Genomic DNA, 15,546 nt, shown 5'->3' on the forward strand with positions numbered 1-15,546 from the left:
TAAAAAATAATTTAATTAGTACAAAAACAATTGTGTTAGTTTTCATTAATTTTTAACCCTGAACTTATGAATTGATTATTATTTATTGCTCTGTTTTGTTTTATGTGCTTTACAGAGGTAACGGCACAAGTGGAATACAAAATTATTACATCTGTAGAATCTATTGTTCCTAACGGAATAGGACGATCTCGCTTAATTTCGTCTGTCGATGAACGTGATTACAAAGATTTCACATCTGAACAAACTACTGAGGAATCCAAAAGAAACAAATCTGATCGCGGGGATTTACGCGTGAAGAATTATGAAGAAACTAAACTTTTAAATTTCTATAATGTTGCCGGAATTCGTTTTCAAAATATCGCTTCTAATGATGCTGTAGTGAGCTCTAAAATAAACACCATGACTGAAGAAGGTTGGGAATTGGCTTTTGTAAGCAGTGCTGTTGAAAGCGATGCAGGAACAAACGATGGACAAGGAATTTTTATAACGCGTTATATTTTTAAAAGAAATAAATAAAACAGACTAAAAAAGGGCCCGCAATTGCGAGCCCTTTTGATTATAATATAAACAATACAATCTTATTTATTGATTATTTTTTCTTGGTGATTGATAGATTCTTGGTGAATTGCCTTGAACATTTTTAAGATAAATTCTTCACTTAAACCATGCTCTTGCCCTTCTAATACCATCGCTCCTAAAATTTCATTCCAACGCTTACTCTGTAATACAGATACGTTTTTCTGACGTTTTAATGTTCCAATACCATCTGCAACAACCATACGCTTACCTAAAAGATCGATAACTTGATTATCGATGATATCAATTTTAGCTCTTAAATTACTTAAAGCTGTTAAATAATCTGCTTCAGAATCTGTTTCTTTTCTAATTTTAAGATCTTTCATAATCTGAACAAGAACAGAAGGTGTTACTTGCTGTGCCGCATCACTCCAAGCATTGTCCGGATCGTAATGTGTTTCAATCATTAAACCGTCAAAGTTTAAATCTAAAGCCGTTTGACAAACATCAAAAATCATATCACGTTTTCCTGTAATATGTGATGGGTCGTTAATTATTGGTAAATCTGGGAATTTAGATTGTAATTCAATCGCTAATTGCCATTCTGGATTGTTTCTATATTTTGTTTTCTCGTAAGTTGAAAACCCTCTATGAATAACCCCTAAATTTTTAATGTTAGCTGTTGCTAAACGCTCTACAGCACCTAACCACAATGCTAAATCTGGGTTTACTGGGTTTTTAATCAATACAATTTTATCTGTTCCTTCTAATGCATCTGCAATTTCTTGAACGATAAATGGGCTAACTGTAGAACGCGCTCCAATCCATAATAAATCTACGTCGTGTTCTAAAGCTAATTTTACGTGTGCTGCATTTGCTACTTCGGTAGCAATTTTCATTCCTGTTTCTGCCTTAACACGTTGTAACCATTTTAAACCTAAAGCACCAACTCCTTCGAACATTCCTGGTCTAGTTCTTGGCTTCCAAATTCCTGCTCTAAAATAGCTTACATCTGTATCTTTTAACTCATTTGCAATTTTTAATACTTGCTCTTCTGTTTCTGCGCTACAAGGACCTGCGATTACTAATGGGTGATCTAATTTTAAATCGTCTAACCAGGTTCTTAATTCTTTCTTGTTTTCCATAATGTTACTACTTTTTAAGCAATTCCTTTTAAAATATCTTTAATGCGATTTGTGTTTCTCATCTCGTTAAAAATAGCTTCAAAGTCATCTTTCTCTAATAAAATTTTAAATTGATTAAGGTTGTTAATATATTCATCTAATGTCTCAATAACATTAGTTTTGTTTTGTTTAAAAATGGGTGTCCACATATTTGGTGAACTTTTTGCTAAACGCACTGTCGATGCAAATCCACTCCCCGCCATATCAAAAATATCACGTTCGTTACGTTCTTTATCGATTACCGTTTTCCCTAACATAAAGGAGCTAATATGCGATAAGTGCGACACATAGGCTATATGTTTATCGTGCGATTCTGGATTCATATATCGAATACGCATACCTAAATCTGAAAACACACGTAAAGCACGTTCTTGCAATTTAAATGCTGTTTTCTCGACTTCGCAAATAATGTTTGTTTTGTCTTTAAACAAACCATTAATCGCGGCTTGAGGTCCTGAAAATTCTGTTCCCGCAATAGGATGACACGATAAATAATTTCTTCTATTTATATGATGTTCTACCTTATGACAAACATCTAGTTTGGTAGACCCGACATCTATTACCAAAGTATCGTCAGACACTAAATCTAAAATCTTTGGAAGTAATTCTACCGACGCATCTACAGGAATAGATAAAATAACGAGGTCTGCATTTTTAACAGCATCTAACGTTCCTTTTTCATCTATTAAACCGCTTACTAAAGCTTGATTAACATGATCGGGATTTTTATCTACACCAATTATCTTAGTTTCTGGATGCACCTTTTTAAGGTCTTTTACCATACTCCCACCAATTAGACCAATACCTATTACTACTATATTATCCATAAGTATTTAGTTTTGAGTTCTAATTCGGGTAATTGCTTCTTGTAATTGCTCTTCTGATGCACATAACGAAAAACGAATATAGCCTTTACCTTGACTTCCAAAAATGATTCCTGGAGTGATGAAAATTGAATTATCATATAAGATTTTATCAATAAACGATTCGGCATCTACACCCGCTGGTAATTTAGACCATACAAATAAACCTGTGGTACTCTCGTCGTAAGTACAACCTAATAAATCTGCAAGTTCCCAAACCAGTTTACGTCGTTTTTCATAAGCCACATTTAGGTTTTTAAACCATTCGTCTGTACTTTTTAAAGCTTCAATAGCACCTTTCTGTATGCCGTAAAACATTCCAGAATCCATATTACTTTTAACTTTTAAAATAGCGCCTAAATGTTCTGCATTTCCTAAAACCATTCCAACGCGCCAACCTGCCATGTTAAATGTTTTGCTTAACGAATTAAGCTCTACACATACATCTTTTGCTCCTGGAACACTTAAAATACTTCTAGGATTGTTGTTTAAAACAAAACTATATGGGTTATCGTTAACAATTAATATATCATTACGCTTGGCAAAAGCAACCAAATCTTGGTATAAGGCTTCGGTGGCATTTGCACCCGTTGGCATATGCGGATAATTAACCCACATCACTTTTACTTTACTTAAATCTGTTTGCTCTAAAGCATCTAAATCTGGTAACCACCCGTTGGTTTCATCTAAATCGTAAGTCACCGCTTTCGCTTCAACTAATTTAGTAACCGATGCATAGGTTGGATATCCTGGATTCGGAATTAAAACCTCGTCCCCAGCATTTAAAAAAGCCATAGAAATATGAAGAATGCCTTCTTTACTTCCCATTAAAGGCAAAATTTCTGAAGCCGGATCTACATTTACACCAAATTGTGCTTTGTAAAATGCGCCCATAGCTTCGCGCAATTCTGGCAAACCTTGATAACTCTGATATTGGTGTACATTTGGGTATTTAAAACTTTCGGTAATAGCATCTACTACACGTTGTGGTGGCATTAAATCTGGGCTTCCTATCCCAAGATTTATTATCGGTTTCCCACTTGCTTTTAAGGCATTTACTTCTCTTAATTTTTTAGAGAAGTAGTATTCCTCGACCGTTTGTAACCTGTTTGCTACAGTTATCATAATTTTGCGTTTTTATATTCGCCAAGTACTTTAAATTCCTTCACCATAATATCTAATATGGATTTTGCTTTCTCGAAATTGCTATATTTTAAGAATGTTACATCCACAAAAAATGCATATTTCCAAGGGGTTTCAATCTTTGGTAACGATTGTATTTTAGTTAAACTCATTCTACAATCGCTAAGTACATTTAAAACACTTGCTAAGCTACCGCGTTTATGTTCTACCACAAATCGGATAGACGCCTTAGTAATTTCACTTTCATCTAAAACAGAATTCTGTGTTTTTACTATTACAAATCGCGTTTCGTTTTCTTTTATCGTCTGAATACTTTCAGCCAAAATTTCCAATCCAAAAATTTCTGCAGCCGTTTTACTTGCAATAGCTGCAACTCCCATTAATTGGTTTGTTTTAATACGCTCCGCAGTTTCTGCTGTATCTTTATCTTCTACCAACTTAATATGCGGGTAATCTTTAAAGAAAATTTTACACTGCAATAAAGCCATAGGATGCGAATACACTTCTTTAATGTCTTCTATTTTCTGACCTGGATAAGCCATTAAATTATGCTGAATATCCAAATAGTGCTCCCCGATTATATGAAGATTAAACTTATCTATTAACGCGTAATTTGGTAAAATTGATCCAGCAATGGTATTCTCCAGAGCCATAACCGCCACATCACTTTTTTTACTAATAAGATTATCGACCACAGCGTCGAAAGACATGCATTCATCAATTTCTACATCGTTATCAAAATACGTTTTAGCAACGATGTGATGGAATGATCCCTTTATACCTTGAATTGAAACTGTTTTTACCATATATAAAAAAAGTCTCGATTTTCATCGAGACTTTATATTAAATTTATCCTTATAAATTACACATACAACGCCTCATTCCTCTTGCTAAAAAAGAAATAGAAAAAATTAAAATATGTGAAACTTGTATTTTGCATATATTGCTTTTGTGGCCACTAAATTAGATAATAATTTCACATTACAAAACATTTCAATTATTTATTTTGATTTATCTATATAGTTTTAAAGAAATTAAGGTTATTCGTAAAATAAATTATATAATGTTTACTTTTGAGTAAAGTATAGTAAAATGTCAATAAAGGTAGAAGAACTTAGTAAAGTGTATGGTACTCAAAAAGTACTAGATAATATTTCGTTTTCTGTAGGAAAACCAGAAGTTGTTGGTTTTTTAGGACCAAATGGTGCTGGAAAATCTACAATGATGAAAATTTTAACCACTTTTATAGATGCCTCTTCAGGTAAGGCTGAAGTGAATGGCTTTAATGTTCAGGAAAACATGAATAAAGTGCAACAGAGTGTAGGATACCTTCCCGAACACAACCCGTTGTATTTAGATATGTATATTAAAGAATATTTAGCGTTTAACGCAGATATATACCACGTCTCTAAACAACGTATTGCCGAAGTTATTGAACTCACAGGTTTAACGCCGGAATCCCATAAAAAAATCGGTCAGCTTTCTAAAGGATATCGCCAACGTGTGGGCTTAGCAAATGCCTTACTACACGACCCTGAGGTATTGATATTAGACGAACCTACAACGGGTTTAGATCCAAATCAATTGGTGTCTATTCGCGAACTGATTAGAGATATTGGAAAAACAAAAACGGTTTTTCTGTCTACCCACATCATGCAAGAGGTTGAAGCCATGTGCGACCGCGTAATTATTATTAATAAGGGGCAGATTGTTGCAGATAAGAAGTTAAAAGATTTACAGGCAGGAAAAGCTCAAGTTGTTTTAGTGGAGTTTGATTTTCGTGTAGAAGATGCGTTTTTACTCCGTTTACCACATGTTACTTCTGTAGCCAACACTTATGGATTTGTATATGAAATCACTTTTGCAACGGCTGAAGATATGCGTCCGAAAGTATTTGATTTTGCCCATGACAATGAATTGAAAATTTTTCAACTGACTCAGAAAAACGAGAGTTTAGAAGAGCTATTTAGGACAATGACACAAGATTAATTAATCTTCGAAATATAATTGTCCTTTAAATTTTACATCGACGTCTATAGTTGCAGGTCTGTTTTTAGATATTAAATCGCCCGTACTTACTAGCTCTCCGGTTAAGGATTCTTGCGGATTAACAATAATATCGTTACTACCTCTATGGTAAACATTTACGGTATTTGCTATTAAATTGGCGCCCTCAAAGCGTCCGCCTCCAGCATAAAATCCAACCGATAGTGTATTAGAGTTTCCAGATATATAATACACCGAAATATTATTAGACACCACATCTAATTCTTCTACGTCTACTTGTAATCTAAAATCGCCCACAGTAAAAACTTCGGAATTATTATAATCTTCCGAGAACAGTTCTAGTTTATCAAGTGTTAGAACACCTTCAGATTTTATTTCGAACTGCGTCGAACTTCTAATTACATTAAAATATGGTGCTGTTATCGTAATCTTAGTAGGATCGTAATCTCTAAACAAGTTACACGTATTGTGATCTGTTAACTGTAATTCACCAGCGACAACTTTAACCTCAACATCGTTCATTAAGTTTTCGCCAGTTTCGATAAGCGCTTTTAATTCTGCACCCTGAATTATAGTTAATTCTATATTTCTATTCACTAGAATTTTTTCAAAAGCATCTAATTCTATCGTTTTTGAGATGATTGTTCCGCTTGTTTGAAAACAATCGTTAGCGCTTTCGCTATCGCAAGAGCATACAAATACTACTAATAATATGGCTAATATCTTTTTCATCTTTTACAACCGTATTCCTACTCCAAATTCTACACATTCTGCCTTTGCTCCATGCGTTTTCAGCGTAACAGCTCCGAACCATTTTTCTCCAAAATACCGTTTTAATCCAACTCTTAAATACGTTTGGCCTTCAAAATCGAACGGATAATACACGTAGTACCCCACTTGTGTTTCGATAGACATTTTATTTATAAATAGCTCGTGACCTACAAATAAACCTACACGTTTATAATCGGTATCCGCATCTATATTTCGTTCTGGAAAAGCCACCGCATTATATGCTATTAAATCTTTTAAGAAATTAGAAAAAAACACATCTGTTCCCACTTGTACCGCACTTTTTCTAGACAACCGCTTGTCTGCATAAGCAGAAAGCACATAAAAAGCAGATTGGCCCATGCCGATAACATCACTTTCATTAACACCACTACGAAAAGCCAAATTATATTTTATAGGCTGCGTGAATTTTTCTGTAACTTCAGAATGCACAAACTCAGGATCTTCGTCCTCCAGATTATAAGTCACCCCAACATTAAGTGCTACCGTATTAATACTCGCATTGGGCGCCACAAAATTAGCATTAGAATAATGAAGAAGCGATAGGCCGGCCTGAATTCCGAAACGGTCAAAAATACGTTCGCGCTTATAATTCACCATAAAATACGTTCCACTTAAAATAGTCGAACCAAAAGCTGTATTCTTAAAATTATCGTGTTTATCGTACGGATTGGTGTTATAAGCTAGACCTTGGCCAATGCGCAACATTAAATTCCGTTTAAAAAAATAGAAATTGTAATGTGCGTAAACCGCATAATTATTGCCTAGAGTTTCATTTTTTAAATTCTGATACGAAAAAGACACTCCATATTCCGGGTAATTATAAGCTTCTTGCCAGTCTTGATTACCGAATGTCTTTTTATTCCACCCCACAATTACACCTTCCGGATGTCCCTGAATAAGGTGTAAAATACTATTATTATGAAGGGCAATATTGCCTCTAAAATAATTGACATCTACATAAGATGAATTTGTTGTCTCTTGTGAAAACATTATAGATGAAATCGCAAAACACAGTAAAAGTAGTAGGTGCTTCATAAAACTATTTGAGGGTCAAAAGTAACAGATTTATTAAAACAACGCAGACGCAATGGCTTTTATATTATCACTTTTTCCCATAGAATAGTAATGTAAAAATGGAACGCCAGCGTCTTTTAATTCTTTAGATTGCTGAATAGCAAATTCGATTCCGACTTGTCTCACCGCTTTACTATCTTTACATCCTTCTACCGCATCGATTAAATCTTCTGGTAAATCGATTTTAAAAACTTGAGGTAAGATTTGTAGATGACGTTGTACAGCGATTGGTTTAATTCCCGGAATAATAGGAATAGTAATCCCGATAGCTCGCGCTTTTTCTACAAAATCGAAATATTTCTGATTGTCGAAAAACATCTGTGTTACCACATAATCGGCTCCGGCATCTACCTTCGCTTTTAATCGTTTTAAATCTGTATTTAAAGATGGTGCTTCCATGTGTTTTTCTGGATATCCAGCCACACCAATACAGAAATCGTAATTATGTTCTACTTTAATATCGTCGTGAAGGTATTTCCCTTGATTAAGATTAGAAATTTGCTCTACCAATTCACTAGCATACTTGTTTCCGCCTGGAGTAGCTTTAAAATACGATTCGTCTTTACGCGCATCACCACGCAAAGCCACCACATTGTCTAAACCTAAATAATGACAATCGACTAAAACATACTCGGTTTCTTCTTTTGTAAAACCACCACAAAGTAAATGCGGAATAGCATCGACTTTATATTTATGCATAATTGAAGCGCAAATACCAACTGTTCCAGGACGCATACGGGTGATGCGTTTATCTAAAAGTCCGTTACCTTTATCGACGTAAACATACTCTTCGCGAGACGTAGTAACATCAATAAATGGAGGTTTAAACTCCATTAACGGATCTATATTATTATATAAATCTTGAATATTTTTACCTTTCTGAGGCGGAATAACTTCAAAAGAGAATAATGTTTTTCCGTTGGCTTGTTTTATGTGATCTGTAACTTTCATTATTTAGTCAATGCCTTTTTAATCGTTTCGTAGTCTTCCTTATATTCCCAATATATAAGTCGACCATCCATGTAATCTGTTAATATAAAATTTTCACTAACCGATTTAATGCGCGAAATTGCCACCGTTTTTTTAGTAAAATTTTCGGCTTCTACGCGCTCACTAATTTCTTTATTATCAGCATCGAAACCATGAACAATACTATGGCCACCCAAATGTAATTCTATGAATTTCTTACTCATAATTATATCAATTTAATCGGCCAGATTCGGACTTAGCCACTTTTCTGCTTCTTCGTTACTTATACCACGACGCTTCGCATAATCTACTAACTGATCGTTGGTGATTTTACCCAAACCAAAGTACTTCGCTTCTTTATTTGCAAAATAATACCCACTTACACTGGCTGCAGGCCACATGGCTAAACTATCTGTTATCTCTACTCCAATTTCTTCCTTCACCTTTAAAAGTTTCCAAATGGTTTTCTTTTCTAGGTGATCTGGACAAGCAGGATATCCCGGTGCTGGACGAACACCCTTATAGGTTTCTTTAATTAAATCTTCGTTAGAAAGTGTTTCACTAGAATCGTAACCCCAATAATTTATTCTGATTTCTTTATGAAGATATTCTGCAAAAGCTTCTGCCAAACGATCGGCTATGGCTTTTATCATAATCGAATTGTAGTCGTCATGATTGGCTTCAAATTCTTTTGCTAAATCTGCTGTCCCAAAACCTGTACTTACACAGAAACATCCCATGTAATCCTGAATTCCGGTGTCTTTTGGAGCAATAAAATCGGATAAAGCAAAATTAGGAACGCCTTCGCGCTTATCTAATTGCTGACGTAAGGTTAAAAAGGTAACTTTAGTTTTTCCGTCTTCATCATAAATCTCAATATCATCGTCATTAATCGTGTTCGCAGGAAACAACCCAAAAATGGCTTTAGCGCCTAATAATTTCTCATCTAACACGCGTTTCAATAATTCTTTAGCATCGGCAAACAATTCTGTGGCTTGCTCGCCTACCACCTCATCGGTTAAGATATCTGGATATCTTCCATGTAAATCCCAACTTCTAAAAAACGGACTCCAATCTATAAATTCTTCCAACTTTTTAAGGTCGAAATCTTGAATAACTTGAATACCCAATTGATTAGGCTTTACAATTTCTGATGTATTCCAATCAATTTTAAATTTACGCTTTCTCGCATCTTCTATCGTAACGAAATTTTTCTTTTTTCCGCGTTTTAAAAACTGTTCACGGAATTTTTCGTACTCCTCACGAATCTGTTCTTTGTACACTTTATTATCTGCTCCTAACAAATTACCTACTACAGTAACTGCTCTAGAAGCATCGTTTACATGCACAACCGCATTTGTATAATTAGGAGCAATTTTAACTGCAGAGTGTGCTCTAGAAGTTGTTGCTCCACCAATAAGTAATGGAATTGTAAACTTCTGACGTTCCATTTCTTTAGACAGGTACACCATTTCGTCCAGAGACGGTGTTATTAATCCGCTTAATCCAATGGCATCTACATTCTCGGCTTTTGCTCTTTCTATAATTTTTTCTGGTGGCACCATAACACCAAGATCTACAATCTCGTAATTATTACACCCTAGTACAACGCTTACAATATTTTTACCAATATCGTGAACATCCCCTTTTACGGTAGCCATTAATATTTTACCAGCAAACTCTTGTTTTCCGTCTTTTTCTGCTTCAATAAAAGGCTGTAAATAAGCCACAGCTTTTTTCATGACACGTGCAGATTTAACAACTTGAGGCAAGAACATTTTTCCGCTCCCAAATAAATCTCCCACGACATTCATTCCTATCATTAAATGACCTTCGATAACATGAATAGGTTTCTCACTTTCTTGTCGCGCTTGCTCTACATCTTCAATAATAAAAGCGTCGATACCTTTTACCAGAGCGTGCGTAATTCTATCTTGCAATTCGTGACTACGCCATTCTAAGACTTTATCGCCGTCTACCTTCTTATCTCCTTTTACAGTTTCTGCAAAATCTAGTAAACGCTCTGTCGCATCATCACTGCGATTAAATAATACATCTTCGACATGCTGCAAAAGATCTTTCGGAATTTCGTCGTAAATCTCCAACATGGTCGGATTTACAATTCCAATATTCAGTCCATGTTTAATTGCGTGATATAAGAATGCTGAATTTATCGCTTCACGCACTACCGTGTTTCCTCTAAATGAAAACGACACATTACTCACGCCTCCAGAAACACTTGCATGAGGTAAATTCTCACGAATCCATTTTGTGGCATTAAAGAAATCTAAGGCGTTTAAGCGATGCTCATCCATTCCTGTTGCTACTGGAAAAATGTTTGGATCGAAAATAATATCTTCGGGTGGGAACTTCACTTTATCGACTAAAATATCGTAAGAACGCTTACAAATGTCTATTCTACGCTGATACGTATCGGCTTGTCCATCTTCATCGAATGCCATAACAACCATGGCGGCACCATAGCGTTTTACCAATTTTGCATGATGAATAAATGCTTCTTCACCTTCTTTTAAACTGATCGAGTTAACTACCGATTTTCCCTGAACCACTTGAAGACCTGCTTCAATAATATCCCATTTAGAACTATCGATCATAATAGGTACACGAGCAATATCTGGTTCTGACGCAATTAAATTCAAGAATTTTACCATGGCTTCTGCACCATCTAACATTCCTTCGTCCATGTTTACATCAATAATTTGCGCACCACCTTCTACTTGGTCGCGGGCAACATCTAAAGCTTCATCGAATTTTTCTTCTTTAATTAATCGTAAGAATTTTCTAGAACCGGTAACATTAGTTCGTTCTCCTACATTTATAAAATTACTTTCTGGAGTCACGATTAATGGCTCTAATCCAGAAAGACTTAAATATTTAGGTTTGTTATTTTTTGACATGCTGTTTTTTCTTTTCGATTCTCAATTAAGCGCTAACAACGGCTTGTCTAGGTTTATATTTTGCAGCAACTTCTGCAATTAATTTAATATGTTCTGGCGTTGTACCACAACAGCCTCCAATAATATTAATAATATTTGCTTTTAAGTAGTTCTCTATAAGTTCTTGCATTTGCTCTGCAGATTGGTCGTATTCACCAAAGGCATTAGGCAATCCTGCATTGGGATGCGCAGAGGTATAGAAATCTGTTTCGTTAGATAAACGTTGTAAATACGGCTGTAATTGATCGGCTCCTAAGGCGCAATTAAATCCAACACTTAATAATGGAATATGAGAAATAGACAGTAAAAAAGCTTCTACAGTTTGGCCGGACAATGTTCTTCCAGATGCATCTGTAATGGTTCCTGAAACCATAATAGGAATTTTAATGCCACGTTCTTCTTGCACTTGATCTATTGCAAACAATGCCGCTTTCGCATTTAACGTATCGAAAATGGTTTCTACTAAAAGCATATCTACACCACCATCTAACAACGCTTCTGTTTGTTGATGATAGGCTTTTCTTAATTCTTCGAAAGTTACTGCACGATATTCTGGACGGTCTACGTCTGGAGATAAACTTGCTGTACGGTTTGTAGGCCCAATACTTCCAGCGACAAATCGTGGCTTATCCGGATTTTCTTTCGTCATTTCTTCAGCTACTTCTTTTGCAATTCTGGCCGATTCGAAATTAAGTTCGTAAACCAAATCTTCCATGTCGTAATCTGCCATTGCAATAGTTGTTCCCGAGAAGGTATTGGTTTCTACAATATCTGCTCCTGCTTCGAAATATTTTCGATGAATAGCTGCTATGGCTTGCGGTTGGGTTAACGACAATAAATCGTTATTTCCTTTTAAAGATGTTGGGTAATCTTTAAAACGTTCACCTCTAAAATCTTCTTCAGAAAAATTATAACGTTGCAACATGGTACCCATAGCACCGTCTAGCACTAAAATACGTTGTTGAATGGCTTGATAAATGTTTGACATTTTTGATGTTTTATATCAGTATGTCATCAGGAAAGAAAGGAATTTCTCTTGGGTTATCTGCCCCTTTGAAAGTGATTTCATTGAGTAGAATGTAGCACCTTCTTTAAGTGTGGTAAAGGGTTGCTAAGGCTTCACCGGGTCTATCCCTCTGCCTTTCGTGATAACGAATTATTATGGTTATGAACTAAGCTACAAATAAAAGTAATAATTTTTTATTATCCTCATTTTTGAAGCAATTATTATGCTAATTCTCGAATAAATCCGAAGATAAATAACGATCTCCACGATCGCAAATTATGGCGACTACCACACCAGATTCTAAAGTGTCTATAATTTTTAAAGCGCTAGCAACAGCACCTCCACTACTCATGCCTCCAAACACACCTTCTTCTTTGGCTAATCGTTGTGTCATAATTTTAGCATCTTCTTCGCTAACTTCAACCACTTGGTCGACTTTAGTTTTATCGAAAATCTCTGGCAAATATGCCTCTGGCCATTTTCGAATACCTGGTATTTTAGCTCCATCTTTAGGCTGTGCACCTACAATGGTAATAGTTTTATTCTTTTCTTTAAGAAAAGTAGAAACACCCATTATAGTTCCAGTAGTTCCCATGGCAGACACAAAATGAGTTATTTCCCCATTGGTAGCCTCCCAAATTTCTGGACCTGTAGTTTTATAATGCGCTTTCCAATTGTCTGGATTTGAAAACTGATTTAGCATAAAATAACCTTTTTGGTCACGTAACTCGATAGCTAAATCCCGAGCGCCTTCTATTCCTATTTCTTTAGGGGTTAGAATTAACTCTGCCCCATAGGCTCGCATACTTTTTATGCGCTCTTCAGTAGAGTTTTCGGACATGACAAGCACCATATTAACGCCCAATAAAGGAGCTATAAAAGCTAATGCAATTCCGGTATTTCCACTAGTCGCTTCAACTAAAGTATCGCCTTTTTTAATATCACCACGTTGTAATGCTTCGTTAATCATATTAAACGCGGCTCTATCTTTTACACTACCTCCTGGATTATTTCCTTCCAACTTAAGAAGTAGTTTAACATTAGGATTATTGTGTAAGTGCTTAGCCTCTACTAAAGGTGTTCGACCTATTTGATCTAAAATGCCTTCTGTTTTAATCATGCTTACGCGATCTAATATTAAACTCTTTTTGATAGGTTAAAATTGAACCTTGAGGCACTGAAACTGTTACACAAACATTCGCCCCAATAATAGTGTCGGCACCTATAACAACATCGCCACCTAAAATGGTTGCGTTTGCATAAATAATAACATTATCCTCTATAGTAGGATGACGTTTTGTAGCAGACAAACTCTTTTTAACTTGAACACCTCCCAAAGTTACCCCTTGATAGATCTTAACGTTGTTTTTAATGATCGAAGTTTCTCCAATTACAATTCCTGTAGCATGATCTATAAAAAATGAATCTCCAATTTCTGCACCAGGATGGATATCTGTACCTGTAATACCGTGGGCATATTCACTCATCATTCTAGGAATAACAGGCACTTTAAGGTTAGATAACTCATGACTTAATCGATAAATTGCAATGGCATAAAAACCAGGGTAAGCCAAGTATACTTCTTCTAAACTTTTAGCTGCAGGATCGTTTTGCTCGATCGCAATAGCATCTAAATCTAAACGACGTCTAATACTAGGTAAGTTATATTTAAAAGTCTCCCAAATTTGAAAAGCATTATCAATCTCTAGTTTTTTGCTCATTTCAATGAACAAATTCTCTAAATGTTGAAGCTCTGTTGCCGGTTCATCGTCGAACATTACATAAAACAAGTGTTTTGTAAATGTTGCAATGGAGTCTTTTAGTCTAACATTATATGTCTTTGAAACCAATTTATTTTGCAATTTTGTATCTTCTATCATAAAAACACATCTTTAATTTTAAATAACAGTCGGATTTATTTCAACTAATTTACAGTCTATTTTACAAAACGACTAATTTAAAACCAGATTTTATACAATAGCTTGAACCACTGCTTTTGGAGCTTCTTTACGTGTACCATCAAAACCATCAATTCCACTTACCGTTGTGTATTTAAGCACATACTTTTTACCTGGATTAATAATTTTATAAGCCGATTGACACATTAAAGTTGCCTCGTGGAAACCACAAAGAATTAATTTTAACTTCCCAGGATACGTATTTACATCTCCAATAGCGTAAATTCCAGGAATGTTTGTCTGATAATCTAAGGCATTATCTACTTTAATAGCATTTTTTTCTATCTCTAATCCCCAATTTCCGATTGGTCCTAATTTTGGAGACAATCCGAATAATGGAATAAAATAATCTGTATCTATTGTAAACTCTTCATCTGCTTTTTTAACAGTCACGCCTTCAATATGATTTTCTCCAGCAACGCCAACAACTTCTGCAGGTGTCACTAAATTAATCTTTCCTAGAAGTTTTAATTCTTGAACTTTTTCTACAGAATCTAAAGCACCACGGAATTCGTTACGTCTGTGAATAAGCGTTACTTCTGAAGCGATATCCGCTAAGAAGATACTCCAATCTAGAGCAGAATCTCCTCCACCTGAAATAACAACACGTTTATTTCTATATTTTTCCGGATCCTTAATAAAGTAATCTACACCGTGATCTTCGTAATTTGCAATATTTTCAATCAGTGGTTTTCTAGGTTCAAAAGAGCCTAAACCACCTGCAATAGCTACTACTGGTGCTTGGTGTTGAGTGCCTTTATTTGTTGTAACAATAAACGATCCATCTTCTTGTTTCTCTATAGTTTCGGCACGCTCTCCTAAGGTAAACCCTGGCTCGAATTGCTTCCCTTGCTCTAACAAGTTTTTAGTTAAATCTCCAGCTAATACTTCTGGAAATCCAGGAATATCGTATATCGGTTTTTTAGGATAAAGTTCTGAACATTGCCCACCAGCTTGTGGTAAAGCATCAATTAAATGACATTTAAGTTTTAATAATCCTGCTTCAAACACAGTAAATAGTCCTGTTGGTCCTGCTCCTATTATTAGTATATCTGTTTGTATCATTTTGATAATTTT

15 protein-coding genes and 1 riboswitch are annotated in these 15,546 nt (G+C 35.3%); of the genes, 2 read left to right on the plus strand and 13 right to left on the minus strand.

The window, feature by feature from the left end; genetic code table 11:
- Positions 1-102: 102 nt before the first annotated feature.
- Entirely contained in the window at positions 103-516 is a 414-nt protein-coding gene (locus tag ACKC83_RS02730) for a hypothetical protein (protein WP_434036949.1), read from the plus strand.
- Between the two features lie 62 nt (positions 517-578).
- On the opposite strand, the gene ACKC83_RS02735 is transcribed toward ACKC83_RS02730, so the two are convergent.
- Genes ACKC83_RS02735 through ACKC83_RS02750 form a run of 4 tightly spaced genes read right to left on the minus strand, consistent with a single transcriptional unit; the run spans position 579 to position 4,512 of the window.
- Entirely contained in the window at positions 579-1,661 is a 1,083-nt protein-coding gene (locus ACKC83_RS02735; protein ID WP_414036728.1) for a chorismate mutase, read from the minus strand.
- A gap of 14 nt (positions 1,662-1,675) precedes the next feature.
- Complete coding sequence (locus ACKC83_RS02740) at positions 1,676-2,527, minus strand: prephenate dehydrogenase (protein ID WP_414036727.1); 852 nt, start codon at positions 2,525-2,527, stop codon at positions 1,676-1,678.
- Positions 2,528-2,533: 6 nt separating this feature from the next.
- On the minus strand, positions 2,534-3,688 hold the full coding sequence (locus ACKC83_RS02745; RefSeq protein ID WP_434036950.1) for a pyridoxal phosphate-dependent aminotransferase: 1,155 nt from the start codon (positions 3,686-3,688) through the stop codon (positions 2,534-2,536).
- Positions 3,685-4,512, minus strand: a complete 828-nt coding sequence (locus ACKC83_RS02750) for a prephenate dehydratase (protein ID WP_434036951.1) — start codon at positions 4,510-4,512, stop codon at positions 3,685-3,687. Before ACKC83_RS02750 ends, ACKC83_RS02745 begins: the two co-directional genes overlap by 4 nt.
- 286 nt (positions 4,513-4,798) lie before the next feature.
- Between ACKC83_RS02750 and gldA the strand changes: the two genes are divergently transcribed.
- The gene (gene gldA, locus ACKC83_RS02755; protein ID WP_434036952.1) at positions 4,799-5,695 is read left to right on the plus strand and encodes a gliding motility-associated ABC transporter ATP-binding subunit GldA; all 897 of its coding nucleotides are present in this window, start codon (positions 4,799-4,801) and stop codon (positions 5,693-5,695) included.
- On the opposite strand, the gene ACKC83_RS02760 is transcribed toward gldA, so the two are convergent.
- The 9 genes from ACKC83_RS02760 to ACKC83_RS02800 all read right to left on the minus strand — a co-directional run bounded on the left by ACKC83_RS02760 (position 5,696) and on the right by ACKC83_RS02800 (position 15,534).
- A complete protein-coding gene (locus ACKC83_RS02760; RefSeq protein ID WP_434036953.1) occupies positions 5,696-6,445 on the minus strand; it encodes a head GIN domain-containing protein in 750 nt (249 codons plus the stop codon).
- 3 nt (positions 6,446-6,448) lie between these two features.
- Positions 6,449-7,540 carry an acyloxyacyl hydrolase gene (locus tag ACKC83_RS02765; protein WP_434036954.1) on the minus strand — a complete coding sequence of 364 codons (1,092 nt, stop codon included), beginning with the start codon at positions 7,538-7,540 and terminating at the stop codon, positions 6,449-6,451.
- A 33-nt stretch (positions 7,541-7,573) separates the two neighbouring features.
- On the minus strand, positions 7,574-8,530 hold the full coding sequence (gene metF / locus ACKC83_RS02770; RefSeq protein ID WP_434036955.1) for a methylenetetrahydrofolate reductase [NAD(P)H]: 957 nt from the start codon (positions 8,528-8,530) through the stop codon (positions 7,574-7,576).
- On the minus strand, positions 8,530-8,772 hold the full coding sequence (locus ACKC83_RS02775; protein WP_434036956.1) for a hypothetical protein: 243 nt from the start codon (positions 8,770-8,772) through the stop codon (positions 8,530-8,532). The genes metF and ACKC83_RS02775 overlap by 1 nt, the downstream gene beginning before the upstream one ends.
- Positions 8,773-8,784: 12 nt before the next feature.
- Positions 8,785-11,466 carry a methionine synthase gene (metH, locus tag ACKC83_RS02780; protein WP_434036957.1) on the minus strand — a complete coding sequence of 894 codons (2,682 nt, stop codon included), beginning with the start codon at positions 11,464-11,466 and terminating at the stop codon, positions 8,785-8,787.
- 25 nt (positions 11,467-11,491) lie between these two features.
- Positions 11,492-12,493 carry a homocysteine S-methyltransferase family protein gene (locus ACKC83_RS02785; RefSeq protein ID WP_434036958.1) on the minus strand — a complete coding sequence of 334 codons (1,002 nt, stop codon included), beginning with the start codon at positions 12,491-12,493 and terminating at the stop codon, positions 11,492-11,494.
- A gap of 50 nt (positions 12,494-12,543) precedes the next feature.
- Positions 12,544-12,660, minus strand: a riboswitch (SAM riboswitch).
- A gap of 77 nt (positions 12,661-12,737) precedes the next feature.
- Positions 12,738-13,631 carry a cysteine synthase CysM gene (gene cysM / locus ACKC83_RS02790; RefSeq protein WP_434036959.1) on the minus strand — a complete coding sequence of 298 codons (894 nt, stop codon included), beginning with the start codon at positions 13,629-13,631 and terminating at the stop codon, positions 12,738-12,740.
- Positions 13,624-14,391: a serine O-acetyltransferase EpsC gene (gene epsC, locus ACKC83_RS02795; RefSeq protein ID WP_414036716.1), complete on the minus strand. Its 768-nt coding sequence runs from the start codon at positions 14,389-14,391 to the stop codon at positions 13,624-13,626. Before epsC ends, cysM begins: the two co-directional genes overlap by 8 nt.
- Before the next feature lie 90 nt (positions 14,392-14,481).
- A complete protein-coding gene (locus ACKC83_RS02800; protein ID WP_038526783.1) occupies positions 14,482-15,534 on the minus strand; it encodes an NAD(P)/FAD-dependent oxidoreductase in 1,053 nt (350 codons plus the stop codon).
- Between the last annotated feature and the right edge of the window lie 12 nt (positions 15,535-15,546).

It is taken from the genome of Formosa bonchosmolovskayae (genome assembly GCF_051016085.1).
Lineage (GTDB): Bacteria > Bacteroidota > Bacteroidia > Flavobacteriales > Flavobacteriaceae > Formosa.